20 protein-coding genes are annotated in these 22252 nt (G+C 72.1%); 12 read left to right on the top strand and 8 right to left on the bottom strand.

Going from position 1 to position 22252, the window contains the following annotated elements; translation table 11 throughout:
* The first annotated feature begins 112 nt into the window (after positions 1-112).
* The 7 genes from EDD29_RS23625 (at position 113) to EDD29_RS23650 (ending at position 9728) form a co-directional block, all read left to right on the top strand.
* On the top strand, positions 113-1102 hold the full coding sequence (locus tag EDD29_RS23625; protein ID WP_123666508.1) for an ABC transporter permease: 990 nt from the start codon (positions 113-115) through the stop codon (positions 1100-1102).
* A gap of 27 nt (positions 1103-1129) precedes the next feature.
* A complete protein-coding gene (locus EDD29_RS46410) occupies positions 1130-2281 on the top strand; it encodes a sugar ABC transporter substrate-binding protein (protein WP_211359861.1) in 1152 nt (383 codons plus the stop codon).
* The gene (locus tag EDD29_RS46415; RefSeq protein WP_211359862.1) at positions 2266-3813 is read left to right on the top strand and encodes a sugar ABC transporter ATP-binding protein; all 1548 of its coding nucleotides are present in this window, start codon (positions 2266-2268) and stop codon (positions 3811-3813) included. Before EDD29_RS46410 ends, EDD29_RS46415 begins: the two co-directional genes overlap by 16 nt.
* 203 nt (positions 3814-4016) lie before the next feature.
* The gene (locus tag EDD29_RS23635) at positions 4017-5615 is read left to right on the top strand and encodes an MFS transporter (protein WP_123666509.1); all 1599 of its coding nucleotides are present in this window, start codon (positions 4017-4019) and stop codon (positions 5613-5615) included.
* Positions 5612-6622 (top strand): Lrp/AsnC family transcriptional regulator, encoded by a 1011-nt coding sequence (locus EDD29_RS23640; RefSeq protein ID WP_123666510.1) that lies wholly within the window; start codon positions 5612-5614, stop codon positions 6620-6622. Before EDD29_RS23635 ends, EDD29_RS23640 begins: the two co-directional genes overlap by 4 nt.
* 99 nt (positions 6623-6721) lie before the next feature.
* On the top strand, positions 6722-8602 hold the full coding sequence (locus tag EDD29_RS23645) for a sulfatase-like hydrolase/transferase (protein WP_246052963.1): 1881 nt from the start codon (positions 6722-6724) through the stop codon (positions 8600-8602).
* A 313-nt stretch (positions 8603-8915) separates the two neighbouring features.
* Positions 8916-9728, top strand: a complete 813-nt coding sequence (locus tag EDD29_RS23650) for a hypothetical protein (protein WP_123666511.1) — start codon at positions 8916-8918, stop codon at positions 9726-9728.
* A 954-nt stretch (positions 9729-10682) separates the two neighbouring features.
* Here EDD29_RS23650 and EDD29_RS23655 read toward each other — a convergent pair.
* Positions 10683-11072 carry a BlaI/MecI/CopY family transcriptional regulator gene (locus tag EDD29_RS23655; protein WP_281280927.1) on the bottom strand — a complete coding sequence of 130 codons (390 nt, stop codon included), beginning with the start codon at positions 11070-11072 and terminating at the stop codon, positions 10683-10685.
* 47 nt (positions 11073-11119) lie between these two features.
* On the opposite strand from EDD29_RS23655, the gene EDD29_RS23660 reads away from it, so the two are divergent.
* Positions 11120-12043 carry a M56 family metallopeptidase gene (locus EDD29_RS23660; RefSeq protein WP_123666513.1) on the top strand — a complete coding sequence of 308 codons (924 nt, stop codon included), beginning with the start codon at positions 11120-11122 and terminating at the stop codon, positions 12041-12043.
* A 44-nt stretch (positions 12044-12087) separates the two neighbouring features.
* Positions 12088-12228: a hypothetical protein gene (locus EDD29_RS45615; RefSeq protein ID WP_170201532.1), complete on the top strand. Its 141-nt coding sequence runs from the start codon at positions 12088-12090 to the stop codon at positions 12226-12228.
* On the opposite strand, the gene EDD29_RS23665 is transcribed toward EDD29_RS45615, so the two are convergent.
* The 5 genes from EDD29_RS23665 to EDD29_RS23680 all read right to left on the bottom strand — a co-directional run bounded on the left by EDD29_RS23665 (position 12206) and on the right by EDD29_RS23680 (position 16213).
* Positions 12206-12934: a response regulator transcription factor gene (locus EDD29_RS23665; RefSeq protein WP_123666514.1), complete on the bottom strand. Its 729-nt coding sequence runs from the start codon at positions 12932-12934 to the stop codon at positions 12206-12208. The two genes, EDD29_RS45615 and EDD29_RS23665, sit on opposite strands and share 23 nt — an antisense overlap.
* Before the next feature lie 73 nt (positions 12935-13007).
* Positions 13008-13145: a hypothetical protein gene (locus EDD29_RS45620; protein WP_170201533.1), complete on the bottom strand. Its 138-nt coding sequence runs from the start codon at positions 13143-13145 to the stop codon at positions 13008-13010.
* Between the two features lie 103 nt (positions 13146-13248).
* A complete protein-coding gene (locus EDD29_RS23670) occupies positions 13249-14082 on the bottom strand; it encodes an ABC transporter ATP-binding protein (RefSeq protein WP_211360330.1) in 834 nt (277 codons plus the stop codon).
* 11 nt (positions 14083-14093) lie between these two features.
* On the bottom strand, positions 14094-15164 hold the full coding sequence (locus EDD29_RS23675; protein ID WP_246052965.1) for a FecCD family ABC transporter permease: 1071 nt from the start codon (positions 15162-15164) through the stop codon (positions 14094-14096).
* Positions 15161-16213, bottom strand: coding sequence for a FecCD family ABC transporter permease (locus EDD29_RS23680; RefSeq protein ID WP_211359863.1), 1053 nt, complete (start codon positions 16211-16213; stop codon positions 15161-15163). The genes EDD29_RS23675 and EDD29_RS23680 overlap by 4 nt, the downstream gene beginning before the upstream one ends.
* Positions 16214-16314: 101 nt before the next feature.
* Here EDD29_RS23680 and EDD29_RS23685 point away from each other — a divergent pair, with 101 nt between their 5' ends.
* Both EDD29_RS23685 and EDD29_RS23690 read left to right on the top strand, forming a co-directional pair.
* The gene (locus tag EDD29_RS23685; protein WP_170201534.1) at positions 16315-17994 is read left to right on the top strand and encodes an ABC transporter ATP-binding protein; all 1680 of its coding nucleotides are present in this window, start codon (positions 16315-16317) and stop codon (positions 17992-17994) included.
* Positions 17991-19757 carry an ABC transporter ATP-binding protein gene (locus EDD29_RS23690; RefSeq protein ID WP_123666517.1) on the top strand — a complete coding sequence of 589 codons (1767 nt, stop codon included), beginning with the start codon at positions 17991-17993 and terminating at the stop codon, positions 19755-19757. The genes EDD29_RS23685 and EDD29_RS23690 overlap by 4 nt, the downstream gene beginning before the upstream one ends.
* Here the strand turns inward: EDD29_RS23690 and EDD29_RS23695 are convergent.
* Entirely contained in the window at positions 19754-20413 is a 660-nt protein-coding gene (locus EDD29_RS23695; RefSeq protein WP_148086064.1) for a tetratricopeptide repeat protein, read from the bottom strand. The two genes, EDD29_RS23690 and EDD29_RS23695, sit on opposite strands and share 4 nt — an antisense overlap.
* 614 nt (positions 20414-21027) lie before the next feature.
* Between EDD29_RS23695 and EDD29_RS23700 the strand changes: the two genes are divergently transcribed.
* Positions 21028-21207 carry a hypothetical protein gene (locus EDD29_RS23700; RefSeq protein WP_123666519.1) on the top strand — a complete coding sequence of 60 codons (180 nt, stop codon included), beginning with the start codon at positions 21028-21030 and terminating at the stop codon, positions 21205-21207.
* A gap of 64 nt (positions 21208-21271) precedes the next feature.
* Here EDD29_RS23700 and EDD29_RS23705 read toward each other — a convergent pair whose 3' ends face one another.
* A complete protein-coding gene (locus tag EDD29_RS23705) occupies positions 21272-22204 on the bottom strand; it encodes a TauD/TfdA family dioxygenase (RefSeq protein ID WP_123666520.1) in 933 nt (310 codons plus the stop codon).
* Positions 22205-22252: the final 48 nt, after the last annotated feature.

Consider the following 22252-nt stretch of genomic DNA (forward strand, 5'->3'; position numbering starts at 1 on the left):
TCGCGCCCGGCCGAGCGGCCCGCGCGGACCGATGAAAGGCTGTTGATGGCAATCCCCTCGCGGTCCCCGCGCCGCCCCGCGCGCCGGCCCCGGGCGCTCCGGCGGTCGCGCCATGGCTGATCCGCTCACCGAGACCGCGCCCGCGGCCCGGTCCTCCACCGCACCGACCCGCGGGATTCCGTCCCGCTTCGCGGTGATCGGGGTGTGGTTCGCGCTGTGCATCCTTTACGGGCTGCTCAAACCCGAGCTGTTCCTCACCGTCCCCACGTTCCAGACGATCTTCGGCTCGCAGCAGCCCCTGGTCTTCCTCACCATGGCGCTGCTGTGCACGATCATCGTCGGCGAGTTCGTCGACCTGTCGGTGGCTCCGCTGCTCGGCCTCGCCGCCACGATCGTCCCCGTCCTGACGGTGCTGCACGGCTGGCACATCTGGCTCTCCTGCCTGGTCGCGATCGCCGCGACCGTCCTGGTCGGGGCCGTGAACGGGGCGCTCGTCGTCTTCGTCGGCGTGAACACCATCGTGGTGACGCTCGGCATGGGCACCCTCGTCGGCGGCCTCGCCCTGTGGATGTCCGACATGAACCAGGTGAGCGGCCTGGACCCGGAGTTCGCCGAGCTCGCCCTGACGAAGGTCGCCGGCCTTCCCGTCTCGTTCTTCTACGGCCTCGTCCTCGTCTCCGTGTTCACCTACGTCCTCGGCTGGACGCCGCTCGGCAGGCACCTGCGGTTCGTCGGCGCCAACCGCGAGGTCGCCCGGCTCGCGGGCATCGGCGTGAACCGGGTGCGTTTCGGCTCGTTCGTCGCGTCCGGCCTGCTGTGCGGGCTCGGCGGCGTCATCGCGGTCGCGGGCCTGGGCGGATTCAACCCGACCGTCTCGGCCACCTACCTGCTGCCGACGTTCGCCGCGACCTTCCTGGGCACCGCGGTCATCCAGCCTGGGCGCTTCAACCCCGTCGGCACCTTCATCGGCATCTATTTCCTGGCCACCGGCATCCTCGGCCTCCAGCTGATGGGCGTCCCCGGATGGGTCTCGGACGTGTTCTACGGCGGCGTCCTCGTCGTCGCCGTCTCCCTCTCGACGGTGCTCGCGCGCCGCCGCTGAAAACGCAGCACGAAAGGCAGATCGGCCATGGAACAGGCTCACGGGTACGGCCGGCGGATCGGTGCGGCGCTGAGCGCCCTCCTTCTGGCGGGAGCGACGGCGGCGTGCGGCTCGGACGGCGAGTCCGGCACCGACACCTCCGGCGGTGCCGGCGGCGCCACGTCCGCCGCGGTCGAGACCGCGATGAAGACGACTGGGGAGTTCTCCGTCCCCGACGCGAAGATCGACACGTCTTCCCTCAAGGGCAAGACGATCTACTATGTCCCGCTCAGCCAGCAGGTCCCGGCGTTCTCCGTCACCGCGCAGAACCTCAGCGAGGCGGCCGCGCTCGTCGGCATGAAGGTGCAGGTCTGCAACGGCGGCGCGAACCCGTCACAGATCTCCGCCTGCGTCGACCAGGCGGTCGGCGCCCGGGCCGGCGCGATCATCGGCGACTCCTTCCCCTACGGGATGGCGCAGAACTCCCTGGACAAGGCCGTCGCCGCGAACGTCCCGGTCCTCATCACCGACCAGATCAGGCCCGAGGGCACCGGGGACACCACGAAGGTCGCCTACCTTCCGGGCGCCGTCACCCAGCAGGAGGTCCTCGCCGAGTGGATCGCCGCGGACTCCGGCGGCAAGGCGCAGGTCGTCATCTCGATGCTGCAGGACTCCCCGTCGGCCATCTCCTACGTCAAGGACTACGCGATGCCGAAGTACGAGGAGGTCTGCGCCGGCTGCAAGGTGACGATCAACGAGGTGTCCGCCGCGAACTTCCAGCGGATCACCCCGACGACCAGCGCGGCGCTCCTGCAGAACCCGAACGCGACCTACCTGCAGGTGGAGTTCGAGGACTTCCTCCAGCCGTCCCTCGACGCCGTCCAGCAGGCGGGCCGGAGCTCCGCGATGAAGGTCGCCGTGTCCGGCGCGACCATCTCCGGCCTCGGCGTCCTCAAGGGCGACGGTCCCGTCAAGGCCGCTCTCGCCCTCGACTTCCCCTACCAGGGCTGGGCTTCGCTCGACCAGGCGATGCGGATGATGCTCGGCGAGAAGCCACAGGAGTACCGGACGCCGGTCCGGCTGTTCACGTCGGCCAACATCGACGGCATCCGGCTGACCGCCGAGGCGCAGTCCTCCGGCGAGTGGTTCGGCACCCCCTCCTACGAGGAAGAGTTCAAGGCGCTGTGGGCCGGGAACTGAGCACCGCGCACCCGAGGCTGCGGGTGCGCGGCATCTCCAAGACGTTCGGATCCCACCGCGCGCTCGACGACATCGTCCTGGACGTCCGCGCCGGGGAACTGCACGGGCTCGTCGGGCAGAACGGGTGCGGGAAGTCCACGCTGGTGAAGGTGCTGACCGGCTACCACGCGCCCGACCCCGGCGGTGAGATCACCGTTGACGGCGAGCCGCTGACGCTGCCCGTCAGCCCGCTGGCCGCGCGGGCGCGAGGCGTGTCGGTCGTCCACCAGAGCCTCGGTCTCCTCGACGACCACTCGGTCGTGGAGAACATGCGGCTCGGGAGGTTCGGCGCGTCCCGCTGGTCCCGCCGGATCCTCTGGTCACGGGAACGGGCGTCGGCGGCCGCCGCGCTGGACCGGCTCGGCTGCCGCGTCGACCTTGACGCCAAGGCCGGCGGGCTCAGCGAACAGGACCGGGCGACCGTCGCCATCGCCCGCGCCCTGCAGGACCTCCCCGACGGGGGCGGGCTCATCGTCTTCGACGAGTCCACCCGGGCCCTCACCCGCGACTCCCTCGCCCACTTCTACGACCTCGTCCGGACGGTACTGGCCCTCGGCGCGTCCGCGCTGATGATCAACCACCGGATCGAGGAGGTCATCGAGCAGGCCGACCGGGTGACCGTCCTGCGGGACGGGCGCGTCGTGGAGGCGGGCCTGGACACGTCGGGGCTCACCGAGGCCGATCTGGTACGGGCGATGCTCGGATACGAGCTGCGCCCGCTGCCCGGCGGCCGCGCGGACCGGGCCGGACGGGACGGCGGCGTCACCGCCCACGTCAAGGCGGGCGGCGGGCTCGGCGACCTGTCGATCTCCGTGGCCGCAGGCGAGGTCGTCGGCGTCACCGGGGTCATCGGCTCCGGCTTCGAGGAGGTCCCCTACCTGCTGGCCGGAGCCCGTCAGGCACACGGCGAACTGCGGATAGGCGGCCGGCGGATCCCCCTCGGCCGGTCCCGGCACCGGGAACTCCTCCGGGCGGGTGTCGCGCTCGTCCCGGAACGGCGCGAGACCGAAGGCCTGGCGCTGGAGCTGTCGGTGCTGGAGAACCTCACGCTCCCGCGCGTCGGCGACCGCAGGCCCTGGTGGACCGGGCACGACTGGCAGCGGCGAGAGGCCCTGGAGATGATCGAGCTCCTCGGTGTCCGGCCGCCGCACCCCGGCCTGCCCGTCGGCAGCCTCAGCGGCGGCAACCAGCAGAAGGTGCAGCTCGCCAAGTGGCTGGCCGGGAAGCCGCGGCTGCTCCTGGTCCACGAGCCCACGCACGCCGTCGACGTCGGCGCCCGGCAGGACATCGCGGTCGCGATCCACCGGGCGGCGGCCGAAGGGTGCGCCGTGCTCGTCGCCTCGGCCGACCCGGCGGAGCTGGCACTGCTGTGCGACAGGGTGCTGATCTTCGACGGCGGCGTCATCGTCGATGAGCTCAACGGGCCGCCCGGCGCCGCCGAGATCGTGGAATCGACCTTCGGCCCGCGCAGGCCGCCGGTGGCGGGCGGCTAGAGCCGTTCAGGAGTCCGGGAGTCTTCTGGAGTCCCGGACTCCGGGGTGTCGCGCGCGAAAGGGAGTGATGGATTTCCTGGGTATCGCGCCATAGATGTCGGTTTTTTGCGCCGGAGGGGGTTCTGACTGGCCCAAGGGGCGGAAATCGCTGAGGGTGGGGTATCGGCACGCAGAGCGTGACCTGCCACTCCGAAAGGAACTCCGTGACCTCGCCCAGCCCGAACCCCGGGACGGCCCGCACCCGGGCGGCCACGATCGCGCTCGCGTGCGCCGGCGTGTTCGTCGCCTATCTGCCGGTCGTCACCGTCGTGGTGAGCCTTCCGGCGATCCAGCGGGCGCTGCACGCCACGACCGCGGAGCTCACCTGGGTCTCCGACGCGTTCGTGCTGCCGGTCGCCGCCCTGATCCTCACCGCCGGCGTCTTCGGCGACGTCCACGGCCGGAAGAAGGTCTATCAGGTCGGCCTGGCGCTGTGCGCCGCCGGAGCCCTCCTCGCCCTGTGCGCCCGATCCGTCCAGATGCTCTGGGCCGGTCAGGCTCTCGCGGGCGCGGGAGCCGCGGCGCTGCTGCCGGTGACGCTCGCGCTCATCAGCCAGGCGGTCCCGAACCACCGGGAACGCGGTAAGTACATCGGCCTGTGGACCACCTGCATGATGGCCGCCATGGCCGTGCCCCCGCTGATCGCCGGAGTGATCCTCGAACACTTCTCCTGGCGGTACATCTTCGTCCTCCCGATCCCCGTCGCGCTGGTGACCATGGTGCTCGCGGCGCGGCTCCTGGAGGAGTCCCGGGCGGCCGGCGGCCGGAAGCTCGACTGGGCCGGGCAGGCGACGGCCGCCGTGGCGATCACCGCGCTGATCTACGGTGTCATCGAGGGTGGCGCCTCGTCGTTCACCCACCCCAGGACCGTCGCGGCGCTCATCCTCGCCGTCGTGAGCGGTGCGGCCTTCGTGATCGTGGAGCGGCGCAGCTCCTCGCCCATGCTCGAGCCGTCGCTGTTCCGCGTGCCGGCGTTCGTCGCCTCCACCGTCGCGGCCTTGATCAGCTTCCTCGGTCTCATCGGCTTCTTCTTCGTCCTCAGCCTCTACTTCGGTGTCGTCCAGCGGCTCAGCACCCTGGAGTCCAGCGCCCGCATGGTGCTGGTCAACGTCGTGTGCATGGCGCTCGGCTTCGCCATGGGGCACCTCATGCGGCGGTTCTCACCCCGGTCGCTCATCACCGCCGGGCTGCTCATCGCCGCCGTGGCGATGTGGAGCCTGACCTTCCTGAGCGCCGACACCTCCTTCCCGTCCGTCGCCTGGCGGCTGTGCCTGCTCGGCCTGGGCCTCGGCCTGGCGTTCCCCTGCATCACCGGCACCGCCGTCGCCGCGGTCCCGCACCACCGGGCCGGGATGGCCGCCGCGGGCAACAACGCCTTCCGGCAGGTCGGCGGCGCGCTCGGACCCGCGCTGCTCGGCGCGCTGCTGACCATGCGCGTCACCGAGACGCTGCCCTCGCGGCTCGCCGAAGCGGGCGTGACCGGCGGACAGGCCCGTCAGATCACGCAGACCGCCGGCGCCGAAGGTCTGGGCGCGGTCGCCGGGCTCGACCTCGGCGCGCACACCGGGCGGGCGCTGGGCGCGGTCGGCGAGGCGTTCCTCGACGGCATGCGGCTGTGCCTGAACGTCTCGGCGGTCTCGCTCGCGCTGGCCGCCGTGGCCTCCTGCGTCCTGCTGCGAACGCGCAGGCCCGCCGCGCACACCGGTGGCGCGCCGCAGGAGGACCGCGCCACGCCCGTGACGGCCGGAGACGCCCTCCGATGACGGCGCGTACCCCGTCGGGACCGGGCTCCCGGGACCTCGCGTCCCGGGAGCTCGACGCGCTCGACCTCAAGCTGCTGCAAGCCCTCGAACTCGACGGGCGTGCCCCGTTCAGCCGCATCGCCCGCGTCCTGGACGTGTCCGACCAGACGATCGCCCGCCGGTTCCGGCGGCTGCGCGCCATGGCCGGGCTCCGCGTCATCGGCATGACCGACGACGGCAGGCTCGGCCGCGACAACTGGATCCTGCGGCTGGGCTGCACCCCCGACATCGCCGAGAAACTCGGCGCCGCCCTCGCCCAGCGGCCCGACACCGAGTTCATCGACCTGGCGTCGGGCGGCACCGAGATCATGTGCGCGATGAAGCCGCGCAGCCACCGGGACCGGGACGAGCTCCTGCTCCGACAGCTCCAGCGCACCCCCCGCATCACCTCGGTCTCCGCGCACTGCATCCTCAGTTCCTACTACGGCGGGCCGTCCGGCTGGCTGCGCAAGGTGAGCGCCCTCGACCCGGCCGAGGAGGCCGCCCTCCGCACACCGTCGCCCGCCGCCCTTTCCGGACCCTTCGTCCTCGATCTCGTCGACGAGGCCATGCTCACGGCGCTGCGCACCGACGGCCGCACCCCGCTGACGGAGCTCCAGACCGTCACCGGGCAGTCCGAGACCGTCGTCAAACGCCACCTCGACCGACTGCGCTCCTCCGGCGTCCTGTACTTCGCCGTCCAGTACGACCGCGAGTATCTCGGCCAGGCCGTCGAGGCCATGTGCTGGCTGACGGTCTCCCCGCGCGCCCTCGCCGAGGTCGGCGCCGCACTCGCCACCCATCCCGAAGTCCGCTTCGCCGCCGCGGTCACCGGCCGCACCAACGTGGCCGTCTCCCTCCTCACCCGCACCACCCCCGACCTCTACCGCTACCTCACCGACCGCCTCGCCCCCCTCCCCGGCATCCAGACCGCCGAGACCACGATCACTCTGCGCCGCCTCAAGTTCCTCACCTACGACCGCCCCTGAACCCCCCGGGCGCGCGGAGTCGGCCGGGGCGTGCGAACTGGACATGATCATCCACCGTCGATACCCTTCCGCTATTTCATATAATTTTGGGAGGTTTAAGTGACTATCTATGATGGGCCGTCCCGGCGGGGCGTGCTGGCCGCGGGCGCCGGTGGACTGCTCGCGGCAGGCCTGCCCACCGGAACCGCCGCGCAGGCGGCGCCGACCGGGCGGCCGAACATCCTGTGGCTGGTCAGCGAGGACAACAATCCCTACATCGGCGCCTACGGCGACAAGCTGGCGCGGACTCCCGCGATCGACGCGCTGGCCCGCGAGGGAGTGCGATACGAGAACTCCTTCTCCAGCGCGCCCGTGTGCGCGCCGACGCGCTTCTCGATCATCACCGGCATGCACGCCGAAAGCTGCGGACCCGGCGAGCACATGCGGGCCGGCGGCAACATTCCGAACTTCCTGCGCGGCTTCCCCGAATACCTCCGGGAGGCCGGTTACTACTGCACCAACAACAGCAAGACCGACTACAACGCCCCGATCGACCTGGCCCGGACCTGGGACGCCTCCAGCGGCTCGGCGCACTGGCGCAACCGGCCGACGGACGCACCGTTCTTCGCCGTCTTCAACTTCATGACCACCCACGAGTCGGCGATCTTCAACGCCCCGGCCGGAACGACCGACCCCGCGGCCGTCCGGCTCCCCGCCTACCTGCCCGACCTCCCGGAACTCCGCGCGGACCGCGCCCGCTACTACGACCTGATGGAGAAGATGGACGCCCAGGTGGCCGCCCGTCTCACCGAACTCGAGACCGCCGGACTCGCCGAGGACACCATCGTCTTCTACTACTCCGACAACGGCGGAGTGCTGCCCCGCAGCAAGCGATACTGCTACGACAGCGGGCTGCGGACCGGCCTCATCGTGCGGTACCCGAAGAAGTGGGCACACCTGGCACCCGCCCGCGCCGGCTCCGTCGTCACGGCCCCCGTCAGCTCGATCGATCTCCCGCCCACCGTCCTCACCCTCGCCGGTCTGCCGGTGCCCCGGCACCTGCACGGCACGACGCTGACCTCGCGCCGCCGTCCGGAGTACGCGTTCGGCATGCGCAACCGCATGGACGAGCGGTACGACATGGTCAGGACCGTGCGCGACGAGCGCTACCGCTACATCCGCAACTACGCGCCGCACCGGATCGTCGGGCAGCACCAGGCCTACGCGTGGCAGCAGCGCGGCTACCAGGTCTGGGAGCAGGCCCACCTGGACGGGGCGCTCACCGAGGTCCAGGAACGCTTCTGGCGCGCCAAGCCCGCCGAGGAGCTCTACGACCTGCACGCCGACCCCGACGAGGTGCGGAACCTCGCCGCGGAACCTCGGCACAGGGCACGGCTGCGCCGCCTCGCCAAGGCCCTCGACGAGCACATCGAGCGCGTCAACGACAACGGCTTCATCCCCGAGGGCTCCCCGCTGGAGGGTTACGACGCGAGCCGCGCGCCGGGCGCCTACCCGCTGCGCAAGGTCCGGGCGGTCGCGGACCTGGCGATCAGCCGGAAGCGCGGGAACCTCCGCCGCTTCACCGAACTGCTCGACGACGGCAACGAGGCGATCCGCTACTGGGCCGCCACCGGCCTGCTCGTCCTCGCGGCCGAAGCCCGGCCCGCCCGGCGCGCACTCGACGAGCGACTGCGGGCGGAGACCTCACCGCAGGTCCGCGTCGTCCTGGCGGAGGCCCTCGCGAACGCCGGAGACCCGGACACCGCCGTCGCCTCCCTCACCGAAACCCTCGCCACCCACCCGGACCCCAGAGTGCGCCTCCAGGCCGTCAACGCCCTCACCTACCTGGGGGACGCGGCGGAGCCCGCCCTCCCGGCGGTGAGAACGGCCGCCGAGAGCCCCGACGAATACCTGTCCAGATCGTCCCGCTACCTGGCCCACCTCCTGTCCGGCACCTACACACCGACCCTCAACCTCTACACCGGCCCCGGCACCGCCTGACCACCCGGCCCCGAGCCAGTCGGGGGCGTGCCGAACCACCACGCCCCCGACGGCCCGTTCGGCAGGCTCCCCACCGCGGTCTCCGTGAACCGCGCGGGCCTTGCCCCCAAGGGCGCGGCGGCACTCGCCGCCCACCCGGCCGACGCCCGGATCGTGGGTGCGGTCACCGCGACTCATGTGTCTCCTGCCGGGCCCGCTCCGCGCAGGCCATTAATTCGGACAGGCGGCCGGGCGGGTCAGTGCTACCGTGCGGAGTGCCGCGGCGCGTGTTCTCGCACGTCGCGCCGCGGATCCCGCCGGGAGAGGAGCATGGATGTCGGATCCCGGTCACCGGTTCCCCGTCATCGCCCAGGACGTGCGGGCCGCCGACTGGCTCGTGGAAGCGCTCGACCACGCGGAGTACACCGTCGCGTCACTCCTGCCCCGAGGGTATGCGGCCTATGCCCGTATCCTTCACCCGGCCGAAGGTTCCGGCAGACGCGTCCGGTGGAGCGAGGTCGCCCGCTGGTCAGGCCACGACCTGACCCCGGAGACGCAGTTCGGCAGCTTGTCGAAGCCCCTCCGCGGCGCCGGCCCGCGCCCCTCGTCGAAGCGGCGCCGCGCGCGCTCCGCACCTCGCCCCTTCACCGGGGTCCCCCGCGACGGGAGCCTCCCCGAACCCGAATTGGCGACCCTCTGCGCCATCCTGGCCGATCACACGAGCACCCCCGACGAGTGCTGGTTCTGCGTCTGGAACGGCTACGGATGGCTGGACCCGTCCCAGAGCACGGTCATGACCGCCATCGGTCTCGCCCGCAGACCACCAGAGCCGTCCCGCCCCACCCCGCCCGCCGACTACCTCGCCAACGCCTCGGACGCCCCCCTCGTCCACATGCCGGGCCGCGAGTTCCTCCTGCTCACCGGCCCCCTCCGAGCCGCTTCCCTCATCGGCTCCACCGACGCCGGCGGCTTCCTCTTCGAGCAGTCCCCCAACTTCTGCTGGCCCCGCGACCGGTCCTGGTGCGTAGCCACCGAAATCGACCTCGACTCCACCCACGTCGCAGGCCCCGCCTCACTCATCGACGCCCTCCTCACCGCCCCCTCCCTGGAAGTCCTCCCCACCACCCCGAACACCCGGGCCTTCTGACCCCCCCCCGAGGACCGCCCGGCAGGCGGCTCGGCGCGCGGACCCCGACGAAACGGCGAGCGCCGACCGATGGTGCGGCGAATCATCATTCGAAGCCCCTCGGACCCGATCCCCCAAGCCGCCATTCGCTACCTGAAAGACCTCCCTCTTCTTCCGCGCCGACTCGCCGATTCGCCGGGCTTCCTCCGCACGAACCAGGCGGGAAACCGGTCGATTCATACTGAAGCACCTTCTTTCGTAAGCGAGGTGGGAATCTCTATGCAGGAAGGGCACTGACAACTCGCATATGACATCTGGGCAATGTCGGTTCGAGCAAGCATAAAATCTGCTTCCCTTAGTGGCGACGCGACCAGTGCGGGGACCGAGAAGCAGTCATGGCGGATCGATGAAGCGCTGCGTCGCGTCGCCTTGTAGGGGTTCTCACATGGGGGGTTGAGCAAGATGCGAGCGGGTGTCACCTGGATCCGGCAGACGGTCTGGCTGGTTCGTGCCGGCGTCGGCATCGCCCGGGTGGGCGGCGGTGCGGCTTTCGCGGCACTGACCACCGGTACGCGCCTGTAGCGCACCGGCATCCCGGCAGGGCCCGGGTCCAACGGCACGATGCCCTGAACCCGGGCCCTGCGACCAAAGCGGCGGAGTCTCCCCAAGAGACTCCGCCGCCGACCCCCTCACCCGCCTCCCGAGAAACAGCAACGCATGCGTTCCACCCGGCATCCTCATGCGCATCCGTCCACGACCGGCCTGCTCCACTCTCGCGAAGAACGGGCCGCGGCAGCCTCTCCATCATCTGCCGCTTCCGGCGAACGCGACATCACCTCGCCGACGCCCTGGAAGGGACCTTCAACGGCTTCGCCGATTGATCTGTTCGCGGAGGGGCGCACCGCCTCATGGCGAATGAGCCCAGAACCAGTGCGACCTCCCCCGCATGACGGCGCGGGGAGCAGCGCCCGGGGGTCAGTCTTCGGATTCGCGGAGGAGGTCGCGGAGGAGTTGTTCGTCCTGGCGGTCGAGGGAGCCGACGAAGCGCCGGAGGACCGAGGCGTGGTCGGATTCGTCGGACAGGAGGCGGTTCATGCGGCCGGCTACGAGGCCCGCCGTGTCGGAGGTCGCCACGTACCGGTAGGCGCGGCCGTCGCGGCGGCGGGCGACGACGCCCTTTTCGTGCAGGCGGGTGAGGATGGTGACGACGGTGCTGTAGGCGAGTTCCGGTAGGCGGTCGCGCACCTCTCGCGGCGTGAGACCGCGGTCCGCCTCGGTGAGCATCGTCATGATCTGTCGTTCGAGCTGGCCCGACGGTCGCCGACCACTTCCCTGGTCAGGGCCGGGTGACGAGAGGCTACTCACCTTTACACTCTATCGGCGCATCCCCGGCATGATGGCACACTGGCTGCGTGTTCGATCATTTCGCCTGGTCTGTGCTGATCGCTCCGGTGCTCGTGGTGACCGGTGGCGTCCTGGTCTCGGGAAGGCTACGGCCCGGAACCGGGGCCGCGGTGCTCGCCTGGTCGGCCGTGGGAGCCGCGTTCTCTTCGGTGATCAACCTTGTGCTCTTCGCCGCGAAGGCCCTCGCGGAGCTTCCCTCTGTCGGCGCCCGGTTCGGCTGGTCGCACGACACCGTCCTCGCCGACACCGCGCATGTCCCGTGGGTCTCATGGCTTTCGGTGGCACTGCTCCCAGGGTGTGCCATCGCGGCCTGGCGGACCTGGCACCGGCACCGTTACGGGCGCTCCGTCGCACGAACGCTCGCGGCGCTCCCGGACGAGCAGCACATCGTCCTCCTGGAGGAGCCTTCGCCCGACGCCTTCGCGGTGCCGGGCAGCCCAGGCCGGATCGTGGTCACCAGCGGAATGCGCGACAGGCTCACCGACACCCAGTACGCGGCACTGCTGGCGCACGAGCAGGCGCATCTGGAGGCCGGGCACCACCGGCTGGTACTGCTCGCCGACCTCGCCGGGGCCGTCCATCCCGCGCTGCTGTGGGTCGCGCGCCGTGTCGGCTACCTCGTGGAGCGCGATGCCGACGAGCGGGCCGCGGCCGAGATCGGCAGCCGCCGAACCGTGGCGAACGCCATCGCGACCGCGGCTCTGGCCTCGCACGCGACGGCGCCCGCCGCCGGTCTCTACCTGGCGCGCCCGGGGGCGGTGCCCCGCCGCGTCAGGTCCCTGCTCTCCCCCGACCGCCGGCCGCTACCGCCCTGGGCAGGGCTGTTCCCACTCGCGTTCGCGGCGAGTTCGATCGTCTGGACGGGCGAGGCCGCCATTGATCTCCACCAGCTACTGGACTCGGCGTTCCAGGCGGGGACGCAGGTTCGGTGAGGCGGCATCGGACCGTCAACGGCTGCTGAGGACCTCGGCGTCCGGTGGGACACGGCGGCCTCACCGTCGATCCCGAGCAGGCACCGGCCGCACTGGCGGTGCCCTGGCCCTACCTGGCCGCCGTCTCGGCGGCGACCGTGCGGCCGGCCCGCAGGCCCTCGGTCACGATCCTGCGGGAGCTGTGACGGGCCGGTCCCCCGGGCCCTCCAGCCGGTAGCCGTGACCGCGCAGGGTGACGATCCCGGGCAGTACGGCGTCCCATCGCTCGGCGGCCGCCGCGAGCTTGCCGCGCAGCGCCGCCACATGGACGTCCAGGGTCTTGGTGGAACCGTGCCAGTTCACGTCCCACACGTCGTCCATGAGCTGCTCCCTGGTCAGCGCCGTGCCCGCGTCGACGGCCAGCCGGGCCAGCAGATCGAACTCCTTGGGCCGCAGGTCGAGTTCGCGGCCGAGGACCGTGCAGCGGCGGGCCGCGGTGTCCACCACGAGGTCGCCGACGGAGATCCGCGCGGACGCCGGCGGATCCGGCACCCCGCGCCGCAGGTGCGCGCGGATCCGCGCGAGCAGGGCGGCGAACCCGAACGGCTTGGTCAGGTAATCGTCCGCCCCCGCCTCCAGACCGAGCACGACGTCCATCTCGTCCTGCCGCGCCGTCAGCATGACCAGCACACAACCCGGCTGAATCCCGCGCAGCCGACGACACACCTCGACACCGTCGACGTCCGGCAGACCAAGGTCCAACAGCACCAGATCGAAGAAGTCGGCTCCGGCCGCACGCAGCGCGCCCCGACCCGTCCGCTCCCACACCACGGCATGGTCCTGGGCCCGGAGCCTGGACTCGAGCACCTCACCGATGGTCTCGTCGTCCTCCACTACGAGTAGCCGCGCCATGACCTCATGTTATTCCGGTGTCCCGGCGCGCAGACGCGCGGCCGGTCATCCGACAGGGGGCCGACCACCGTGATCAGGCCCGGCGCGCACGGCGCAGCTCCAGCGCGACCGGGGCCGCGGACAGCACCATGAGGATCGCCCCGACTCCCCCGGCGCCGAAGGAGGCGACCATCGCATGGGCGTCGAGCGGGTTGACGGCGAGCACGGGCATGCGCGAAATCCTGTTCGGTCGGGATCCCGCTCAAGCTAGTCGGCGGAAGGTTAGCGCCCGGCCAACGCCGATCCGGCGGGGCGCTTCGCCTGGTCGGGGGCGGTCACCTCACCTGGGCCGCCCGGCCCGCCCGGCCCGCCCGGGCCCGCGGGACGACCATCGGGGTGCCGGTCTCGGGGTCGGGGATCACCCGGCAGGGCAGCCCGAACACCTCCCGGACGAGGTCCTCGGTGAGGATCTCGTCCGGGACGCCCTGGGCCACGACGGCGCCGTCGCTCATCACCACGAGATTCGTGGCGTAGCGGCAGGCCTGGTTGATGTCGTGCAGCACGAGGACGAGCGTGCTGCCGCCCTCCTCGTGCAGATCGGCGCACAGGTCGAGCACCTCGATCTGGTGCGCGACGTCGAGGAACGTCGTCGGCTCGTCCAGCAGCACGATCGGGGTCCGCTGGGCGAGGACCATCGCCAGCCACACCCGCTGGCGCTGCCCGCCGGACAGCTCGTCCACGTGGCGGTCGGCGAGGCCGTCCACGCCGGTCCGGCTCATCGCCTCCCGCGTGCAGCGCTCGTCCTCCACCGACCACTGGCGCAGCATCCGCTGGTGCGGGTAGCGGCCGCGCGCGACGAGGTCGGCGACGAGGATGCCGGTCGGCGCCGTCGAGCTCTGCGGCAGCAGCCCGACCTGCCGGGCGACCTTGCGGGTGGGCATCGACGTGATCGCGGCGCCGTCGAGCAGCACCGAGCCCGCCGCCGGGCGGGTGATGCGGGCGAGCGCCTTGAGCAGGGTGGACTTACCGCACGCGTTCGGCCCGATGATCACGGTGAACGACCCGTCGGGGATGTCCAGGCCCAGTTCCCGGGCCACGACCCGCTCGTCATAGGCGAGCGTCACGCCGTCGGCCCGCAGCCGGGCCGTGATGGGCGCGGCTTCCTTCATCGTCGTCACGGTCATCCTCCCTTGCGCCATTCCCGGCTGAGCAACCACATGAGATAGATCCCGCCGACCGCGCCGGTGGCGACGCCGACGGGCAGCTGGGTCGGCGCGAAAAGGCGCTGGGCCGCGAGGTCGGCCAGGACCATCAGCAGCGCGCCGGTGAGCGCCGCCAGCAGCAGCGGCGGCGCGCCGCACCTGGCGAGCCGCCGCGCGATCTGCGGCGCGGCGAGCGCCACGAACACGACCGGGCCGGCCGCGGCGACGGCCGCGCCGGTGAGCCCGACGCCGCACACCACGAGGCCCAGCCTGACGCGTTCGACCGGGACGCCGAGCGCGATGGCCGCCTCGTCGCCCATCTCCATGACCGCGGTCTTGCGGCTCAACGCCAGCGCCGCGGCGAGGAGCACCGGCAGCATCGCCCACAGCGGCCCGACGGACTCCCAGCTGCGGCCGTTGACGCTGCCGATGAGCCACACACGGGCGTCCTGCGCCTCCTCAAGGGAGGCACGGCTCATCAGGAACCCGTTGGCGGCGAAGAGCACCGCGTTCACGCCGATGCCGACGAGGACGAGGCGGTCGCCCTGCACTCCGCGTTTGAAGGCCAGGGAGTAGACGATGGCCGCGGTCACCAGGCCGCCCAGGACCGCGCCCGCCGGAGCACCGAGCGCGGTGGCCGGGAGCACCAGGAGCACCAGGAGCGCCCCGGTGCTCGCGCCGGTGGTGAAGCCGATGACCTCCGGACTCCCGAGCGGGTTGCGCGCGAGGCTCTGGAAGATCGCCCCCGCGGCCCCGAGGCCGATCCCGACGCCGATCGCGACGAGCAGCCGGGGCAGCCGGAACCGTCCGAGGACGACCTCGAGGCCGGGCGGCCCGTCCCCCACCAGCGTCCGCACTATCTCGCCGGGCGTCGCCGGATAGTCGCCGGTCATGAGCGCGACGACGGAGGCCGCGAGCAAGGCGGCGAGCAGCACGCAGCCCGTGGCGAACGAGCGCGGGGCGACCCTGGCCGAGACCCTTCCCGAGGCCGCGCGGAAGGTCCAGCCCGGGATGCGGAGATCGGTGTCGTGCACCGTGCGGCCGGTCACAGCTGCGCGATCCTGCGGCGGCGGCAGAGCGCGATGAAGACGGGCGCGCCGAGGAACGCCATGACGATCCCGACCTCCACTTCCGTGGGTGCGGCGACGATGCGGCCGACGGTGTCGGCGGCGACGATGAGGGCCGCGGCGAGCACCGCGGAGTACGGCAGCACCCAGCGGTTGTCGGGGCCGGTGACCAGCCGGGCCATGTGCGGCACGGCGAGCCCGATGAACCCGATGGGCCCGGCGATGGCGGTGGCGCCGCCGCACAGCAGGGTGATCGCGAGCGCCCCCGCCCAGCGGACGGTGCCGGACCGGACCCCGAGGGCCTTGCCGGTCTCCTCACCGAGCGCCAGTGCGTTGAGACCCCGACCGAGCGAGAACGCGATGAAGGCGCCGACGGCGAGGAGCGGGCCCACCTCCCACACCAGCGAGAGCTCCCGCCTGGCGAGCGAGCCGACGACCCAGAAGCGGTACCGGTCGAAGGCCTGGCCGTCGACCAGCAGCAGCGCCGCGACGAACGCGCTCAGCGCCGCGGTGACGGCCGAGCCCGCCAGGACCATCCGCTCGGGGTTGACGGCCCGGCCGCTGGCGCCGAGCACGTACACCACGACAGAGGTGACGGCCGAGCCCGCGAGCGCGAACCAGACGTAGACCCACGCCTGGGTGATGCCGAGCAGGGAGATCGCGACGACGACGGCCATCGCCGCGCCCATCTCGACGCCGAGCAGGCCGGGATCGGCGAGCGGGTTGCGGGTGAGCGCCTGCATCAGCGCGCCGCCGAGGCCGAGGGCGGCGCCGACGATGACGGCCAGGACCGTCCGCGGCAGCCGGAGTTCCCGCACGATGTGGGCGGCCTCGCTCCCGTCGTCGCGCTGCAGCGCCTCCCACACGGTGTGCAACGGGATGTCGCGGGCGCCTACGGCGAGGCTCACCGCGCACAGCACGACAAGGAGCAGAGCCCCGACGAGCAGGCCCGAGGCGAGCAGTGCGGTACGCGAGGAGCGAGGAGGCGCGGAGTCCGCGCGGGCGTCGAGCACCGTGGTACCACCTGCCACTGCCCACCCGCTTTCTTCTACAGTCCTGTAGCAACTAAGGTTAGGCTAACAATAGTTCAGGAACGCTTCGGGAGGCAGAGCGTGACCCGATGGTGTCCCGCGTGAGTGCTTCGGGCTCCGCGGTCCTCAGGCGGTCGATGGGCGGGCAGCGGTGGCGCATCCTCGCCGCCTCGGCCCTGTTCGCCGCGCACCAGGGCGGCGAGGCGCTCGTCCCCGTGCTGATCGGCGTCGTCATCGACAAGGCGACCTACACCGGCGACGTCGGCGCACTGCTGTTCTGGCTCGCCGTCCTGGCCGTCGACTTCACCGTCCTGTCGCTGGCGTGGCGGTTCGGCATGCGCGTCGGCACCCAGGCGGGCGTGCGCGCCGACCGCGGCCTGCGCCTCGCCGTCACCGCGCGGGCCCTGCACCCCCGCGGCACCGCGCGCGCCGACCTGCTGCCGGGCGCGCTGGTCAGCATCGCCACCGCCGACGTCCGGCGCACGACGATGATGAACTTCCGCATCCCGCACCTCGTCGCCGCCATCGCCGGGATGCTCGTGGCGGCGGTCTGGCTCCTCCTGGCGTCGGTTCCGCTGGGACTGCTCATCCTGCTGGGGACACCGCCGCTTCTGTTCCTGGTGAACCGGCTGAGTGCGCCCCTGGAGCGGCGGACCGTCGAGCAGCAGGAGCGCGCGGCGTGGGCCGCGGCCGTCGCGGTCGACCTCGTGCGCGGAGTGCGCGTGCTCAAGGGGCTGGGCGCCGAGCGCGCGGGCCTGGCCAGGTACCGGGCCGTCAGCCGCGACTCCCTCGGCGCCAGCCTCGCCACGACCCGCGTCGAGGCCGTCTACTCCGGCGCCGTCGTCGCGATCAACGGACTGTTCCTCGCGCTCATCGCCCTCGTGGGCGGACGGATGGCCGCCCAGGGAACGATCAGCGTCGGCGAGTTGGCGTCCGCCGTGGGTCTCGCCCAGTTCCTCGTCGGGCCGCTCAGCGTGTTCGGGGACATCACCGCGGCGCTCGCCGCGGGCCGCGCGTCCGCCGGGCGGATCGCCGGTGTCCTGCACGCCGCACACGCCACGCCGGAAGGCCACGGCGTTCCGGCCTCGCCGGTCAGGGGCGAGATCGGTGTGCGCGGGCTCGCGGGCGGCGGGCTGCACGGGGCGGAGTTCACCGTCGCGGCGGGCGAGACCGTCGCGGTGTACTGCAACGACCCGGAGGCGGCGAGCTCGCTCGTCCGCTACCTCGGCCGCGAGACCGACCCCGAGAAGGGCCGGATCCTCCTCGACGGCGTCCCACTCGCCGACCTCGCACCAGAGGCCCTGCGCAGCGCGATCCTCGCCGTCCCGCACGAGGCCGCTCTGTTCGAGGGCACCGTCGCCGCCAACATCGACGCCGGACGCGGCGGCGACCCGACCGCCGCGGTCCGGGCCGCCCGCGCCGACGAAGTGGCCTCCGCGCTGCCCGACGGCCTCGCCACCCGTGTCTCAGAGCGCGGCGGCTCCCTGTCCGGCGGGCAGCGCCAGCGCGTCGCGCTCGCCCGCGCCCTGCACGCCGACCCTCCCGTGCTCGTCCTCCACGACCCGACGAACGCGGTCGACACCGTCACCGAGGCCGGCATCGGCGACGGGCTCAGGTCCCTGCGCGCGGGCCGCACCACGATCCTCATCACGTCGAGCCCCGCGCTCCTCGCCGCGGCCGATCGCGTCGTCCTTCTCCGCGGCGGCACGGTGGCGGCCTCGGCACCGCACGGCGAGCTCCTCGACACCCGACCCGACTACCGCGAACTGGTCCTCACATGAGTCAGGCATCCCCGGTGCTCCTCCCGATCGCCGACGGCGCCCGGACCCGCGCCGTCGTCCTCGGCCTGCTCCGCCCGCACCGCGGCCCGGTGCTCCTCGCGGCGGTCTGCCTGGTCGGCGCCGCCGCCCTCAGCCTCGTCGTCGCGCCGGTGCTCGGCCGGATCACCGACCTCGCCCTCGCCGGCGCCGCGGACGCGATGGCCGGACCCGTCGCGCTGCTCGCCGCAGCCGCGATCGGGCAGGGCGTGCTCGCGTTCGCCGGGCTGTGGGCGGTCGCCCGGCTCGGCGAGCAGGTCCTCGCCGCGATCCGCGAGGACTTCGTCGCACGGGCGCTCGCGCTGCCGCTGGAACGGATCGAGCAGGGCGGGTCCGGTGACCTCACCTCGCGGATCACCGAGGACATCGCCATGGTCGGCGAGGCCGTGCGCACCGCGGTGCCCGACTTCGCCCAGTCCGCCCTGGTCCTCGCGCTGACCTTCCTCGGCCTGACCGCGCTCGACTGGCGGTTCGCGCTCGCCGCCCTCCTCGCCGTGCCCATCCAGGCGCTCACCGCAGGCTGGTACCTGCGGCGCTCCGCCCCGATCTACGCCGAGCGCAGGGCGGCGGCGGGCGGGGAGCAGCAGCAGCTTCTGGACTCCCTCAGCGGTGCCGGAACCGTCCGGGCCTTCGGCGTCGCCGACGCGCACGTCGGACTCGTCGGCGCGCGGATCGACCGGAGCATCGGCGCGGTCGTCACCGTGACCCTGCTCCAGACCCGGTTCTTCGGCAGGCTCAACGCCGCCGAACTCCTCGGCCTGTCCGCCGTGCTGGTGACCGGCTTCGCCCTCGTGGACTCGGGCGCGGTGAAGGTCGGCGCGGCCCTCGCCGCGGCGCTTTACTTCGCGGGCCTCTTCAACCCCGTCAACTCGGTGCTGTTCCTGCTGGACGTGCTCCAGTCGGCCACCGCGAGCCTCGCCCGGCTCGTCGGCGTCACGGATCTGCCCGGCGGCGAGCCCGCGGACCTCCCGGCGGAATCCGCCGGAGGGTCGATCGAGGTCCACGGGCTGCGCTACGCCTACGTCGAAGGCCACGATGTGCTCCGGGACGTCTCCTTCACCATCCCGGAAGGCGGCTCGGTGGCGCTCGTCGGCGCGAGCGGCGGCGGCAAGACCACCCTCGCCAAGCTCATCGCCGGGGTGCACCGGCCCGGCTCCGGAACCGTCCTGCTCGGTGGCGCGGCCACCACGGATCTCGACCCGGTCCGGCTCCGGGCGACCGTCGCGCTCGTCACCCAGGAGGTCCACGTCTTCGCCGGGACCCTCGCCGAAGACCTCCGCCTCGCCGCGCCCGACGCCACCGACGAGGAGCTCTGGGCGGCCCTGGAGACCGCCGGGCTCTCGGCCTGGGCCAAGGCCCTTCCCGGCGGGCTGGACACCGAGGTCGGCGAAGGCTCCCACGGCGTCGACGCCGCCCGAGCCCAGCACCTCGCCCTGGCCCGGCTCGTCCTCGCCGACCCCGCCATCGCGATCCTCGACGAGGCCACCGCCGAGGCGGGCAGCAGCGGCTCGCGCGCCCTGGAGACCGCCGCCGCCCGCGTCCTGTCCGGCCGCACCTCGGTCACCGTCGCCCACCGCCTCACCCAGGCCCGCAACGCCGACCTGATCCTCGTCCTCGACTCCGGCGAGATCATCGAACGCGGCACCCACGACGAACTCGTCGCTTTCGGTGGCCGCTACGCGCGCCTGTGGGAAGCATGGGCGGCGCACCGGGTCCACCCGGCCTAGGTGAGGAGGACTCGCAGCCGTTCGCGCATCAGCTCGATCTCGGGCATGCCCCTGAAGGGATGCGAGAGCTCGGCTATCTCGGCGAGATAGGTGTCCAAACGCGCGGAGGAGACCAGCGGAGCGATGCGCCCCAACGTCTCCATGAGTTCCACGGCCAGATCCGGTTCGGACGCCCTCAGAGCCGTCTGCACCAGCCGCGCGAGATAGTTGGCCCAGACGAACGGCGAAGAGGACGACGCCAGGCGGACGGATTCGTCGAGTGCACTCCGCGCCGCGGCGAAGTCTCCCTGCTCGTACAGCGCCACGCCCACGCTCCCGACGAGATCGGCCCGCCGGAACTCCGGCAGATCCTCACCGACTTCGCGGGCCTTGTCGAGATGGGTCATCGCCTGGCGCTTCTCGTTGAGCAGTCCCAGCGACCTGCCCAGCCGACTGTAGGCGCGCGCCTCCTGCTCCCGGGAAAGCTCGGGAACCGTCAGCGCACGACCGGCGTACACCCTCGCGCGCTCTCCGTCTTGCGCATAGCCGTAGAACGTCGACAGGCAGTTGAGCGCGTTGGCCTGCCCTTCGTGGTCGCCACAGGCCTGAGCGTAAACGACGGACAGGTGCGCGGCCTTCTGGGCCTCCGGCATCTTCCGCGCGTCGTAATTGAACAAAGGCCGCATGTCGCGCGAGTGAGGACGCAGCCCTCATGAGTCGCATGTCCTTCGTTCCGGCAACGGCCCCATGGAGGCGGCGAAGATGCCTCACTGCGTCACTGCTCGAAGTGAGCCCACCAGAGCCCCAGAAGGATCCCTGGAGCCGATCGGAGATGAGGCCGACATAATCGGGATCGCGATAGGGGTTCCCGTTGGCATCAGGGACAAAGGTCACGGTCGCCATGCTCGCGAGGAACGCGCGTCGCTCCACTTCGGCCTCATCCGGTTTGCGTCCTATGACCAGTTCGTAGCCTACGTGCCCGAGCATCCGGGAAAGGCGGCCGAACCCCATATCGTTCTTCCCACTGGCCACCAGCGACGCCCACGACGGCGTGCGCCCCAGGGCTTCACCCAGCCGGGTCCGTGTCCACCCGCGTTCCTTCATGACGGCCTGGACGGCTTGAGCCAGATCCCTTAATTCCAGCGCGGACGGTACCAAGACTCTCACTATCCGTCTTCTCGGGTTTGAACGGATTTCACGGCCCGCTCGCGGCCCGGAACGGCGCGGACCGAACATCGGTCCGACCACCGCGCATCCGTCCAGACACCGCCAAGGCGCACACTATGAACCCATGCCCGACGCCCGCCCCGCCTCCCTCACCCTGGCCGCCCTCGACGCCCTCCCCGACGACCACGACTTCGGCGGCTGGGGCCTTCCCCTCGTGATGTCCCTCTCCGTGACGCACGGCCTGGAGAGCACCGCGACCGGCAAATGGGTCTACGCCGTCCTCCAAGAGCCACCGGGCACCTGACGCCGGGCCGCAGAGCGGGCCCCGCGTCCGTCCGCGCATGCATGGGACGGACGCGGGGCCCGGCTCAGCCCTCCCCTGAGGGTTCCGCCATGGCCACGGCGATCTTGCGCGGGCCGGTGAAGGGCTCGCGGCCGTGGGCCACGGACATGTTGTCGACGACGAGGAGGTCGTCGCGGTGGTAGTCGAAGCGGGTGGAGGCGGTGCGGTAGCACTGGCGCAGGTGGGCGACGACGTCGTCGGGGATGGGGGCGCCGTCGCCGTAGAAGGTGTTGTTGGGGAAGCCGTCGGGGCCGTAGGCGTCGTGGAGGGCCTCGCGGAGGTCGGGGTCCAGGCTGCTCTCGTGGAAGATGACGATGTGGTTGAACCACACCGGGGCGCCCGTCACCGGGTGGCGGTGGACGGCGTCGCGGACGGCCGTGGTGCGCAGGCCATCGTCGCCGATCCACTCGGCGGTGAGGCCGCCGCGGGCGCACTGCGCCTCGACCTCGGCGCGGGTCTCCGCGCCGAACGCGGTGCGCCAGCGCAGGCCGACGTCGTCGCCGTAGGTGCGCACGACGCGCCAGCGGCGGGCCTCGAACTCCGCGCGGACGTCCGGGTCGATCAGATCGTAGACGCGGCGGACGTCCGACAGCGGCGTCGCGCCCTGGGTGTGCGGCGGCTCGACGCAGTGGAAGAAGAGGGTGAGCGGCCAGACGGCCTGGTAGGACATCTCGGTGTGCAGCGGGATCTCGGCCTGCTGCGGGTACGAGGTCGAGGTGTAGACGTTGCCCTTGATGACGCTGCGCGGCGAGGACTGCTCGGTGTAGGTGAGCGGCTCGCCCGACAGGGTGCGGACGGCGGCCTCCAGGCCGTCGGCGCCGCCGACGTCGAAGCCGCGCAGCAGCAGCGCGCCGTGCTCGACGAGGTCGGCCCGCAGCTTCGCGCGGTGCTCGCGCAGCGGCTCGGTGACGGGCCCTGTCCCCTCTATGACCAGGGGAAGCGTGGTGGTGAAGGTCATGGGTCGAATCCTCCGGGCCGCCCGCCCCGTCGTGCGGGGCGGGCGGCG

Origin of the sequence: Actinocorallia herbida (genome assembly GCF_003751225.1) — a bacterium.
In the GTDB taxonomy this organism is placed as follows: domain Bacteria; phylum Actinomycetota; class Actinomycetes; order Streptosporangiales; family Streptosporangiaceae; genus Actinocorallia; species Actinocorallia herbida.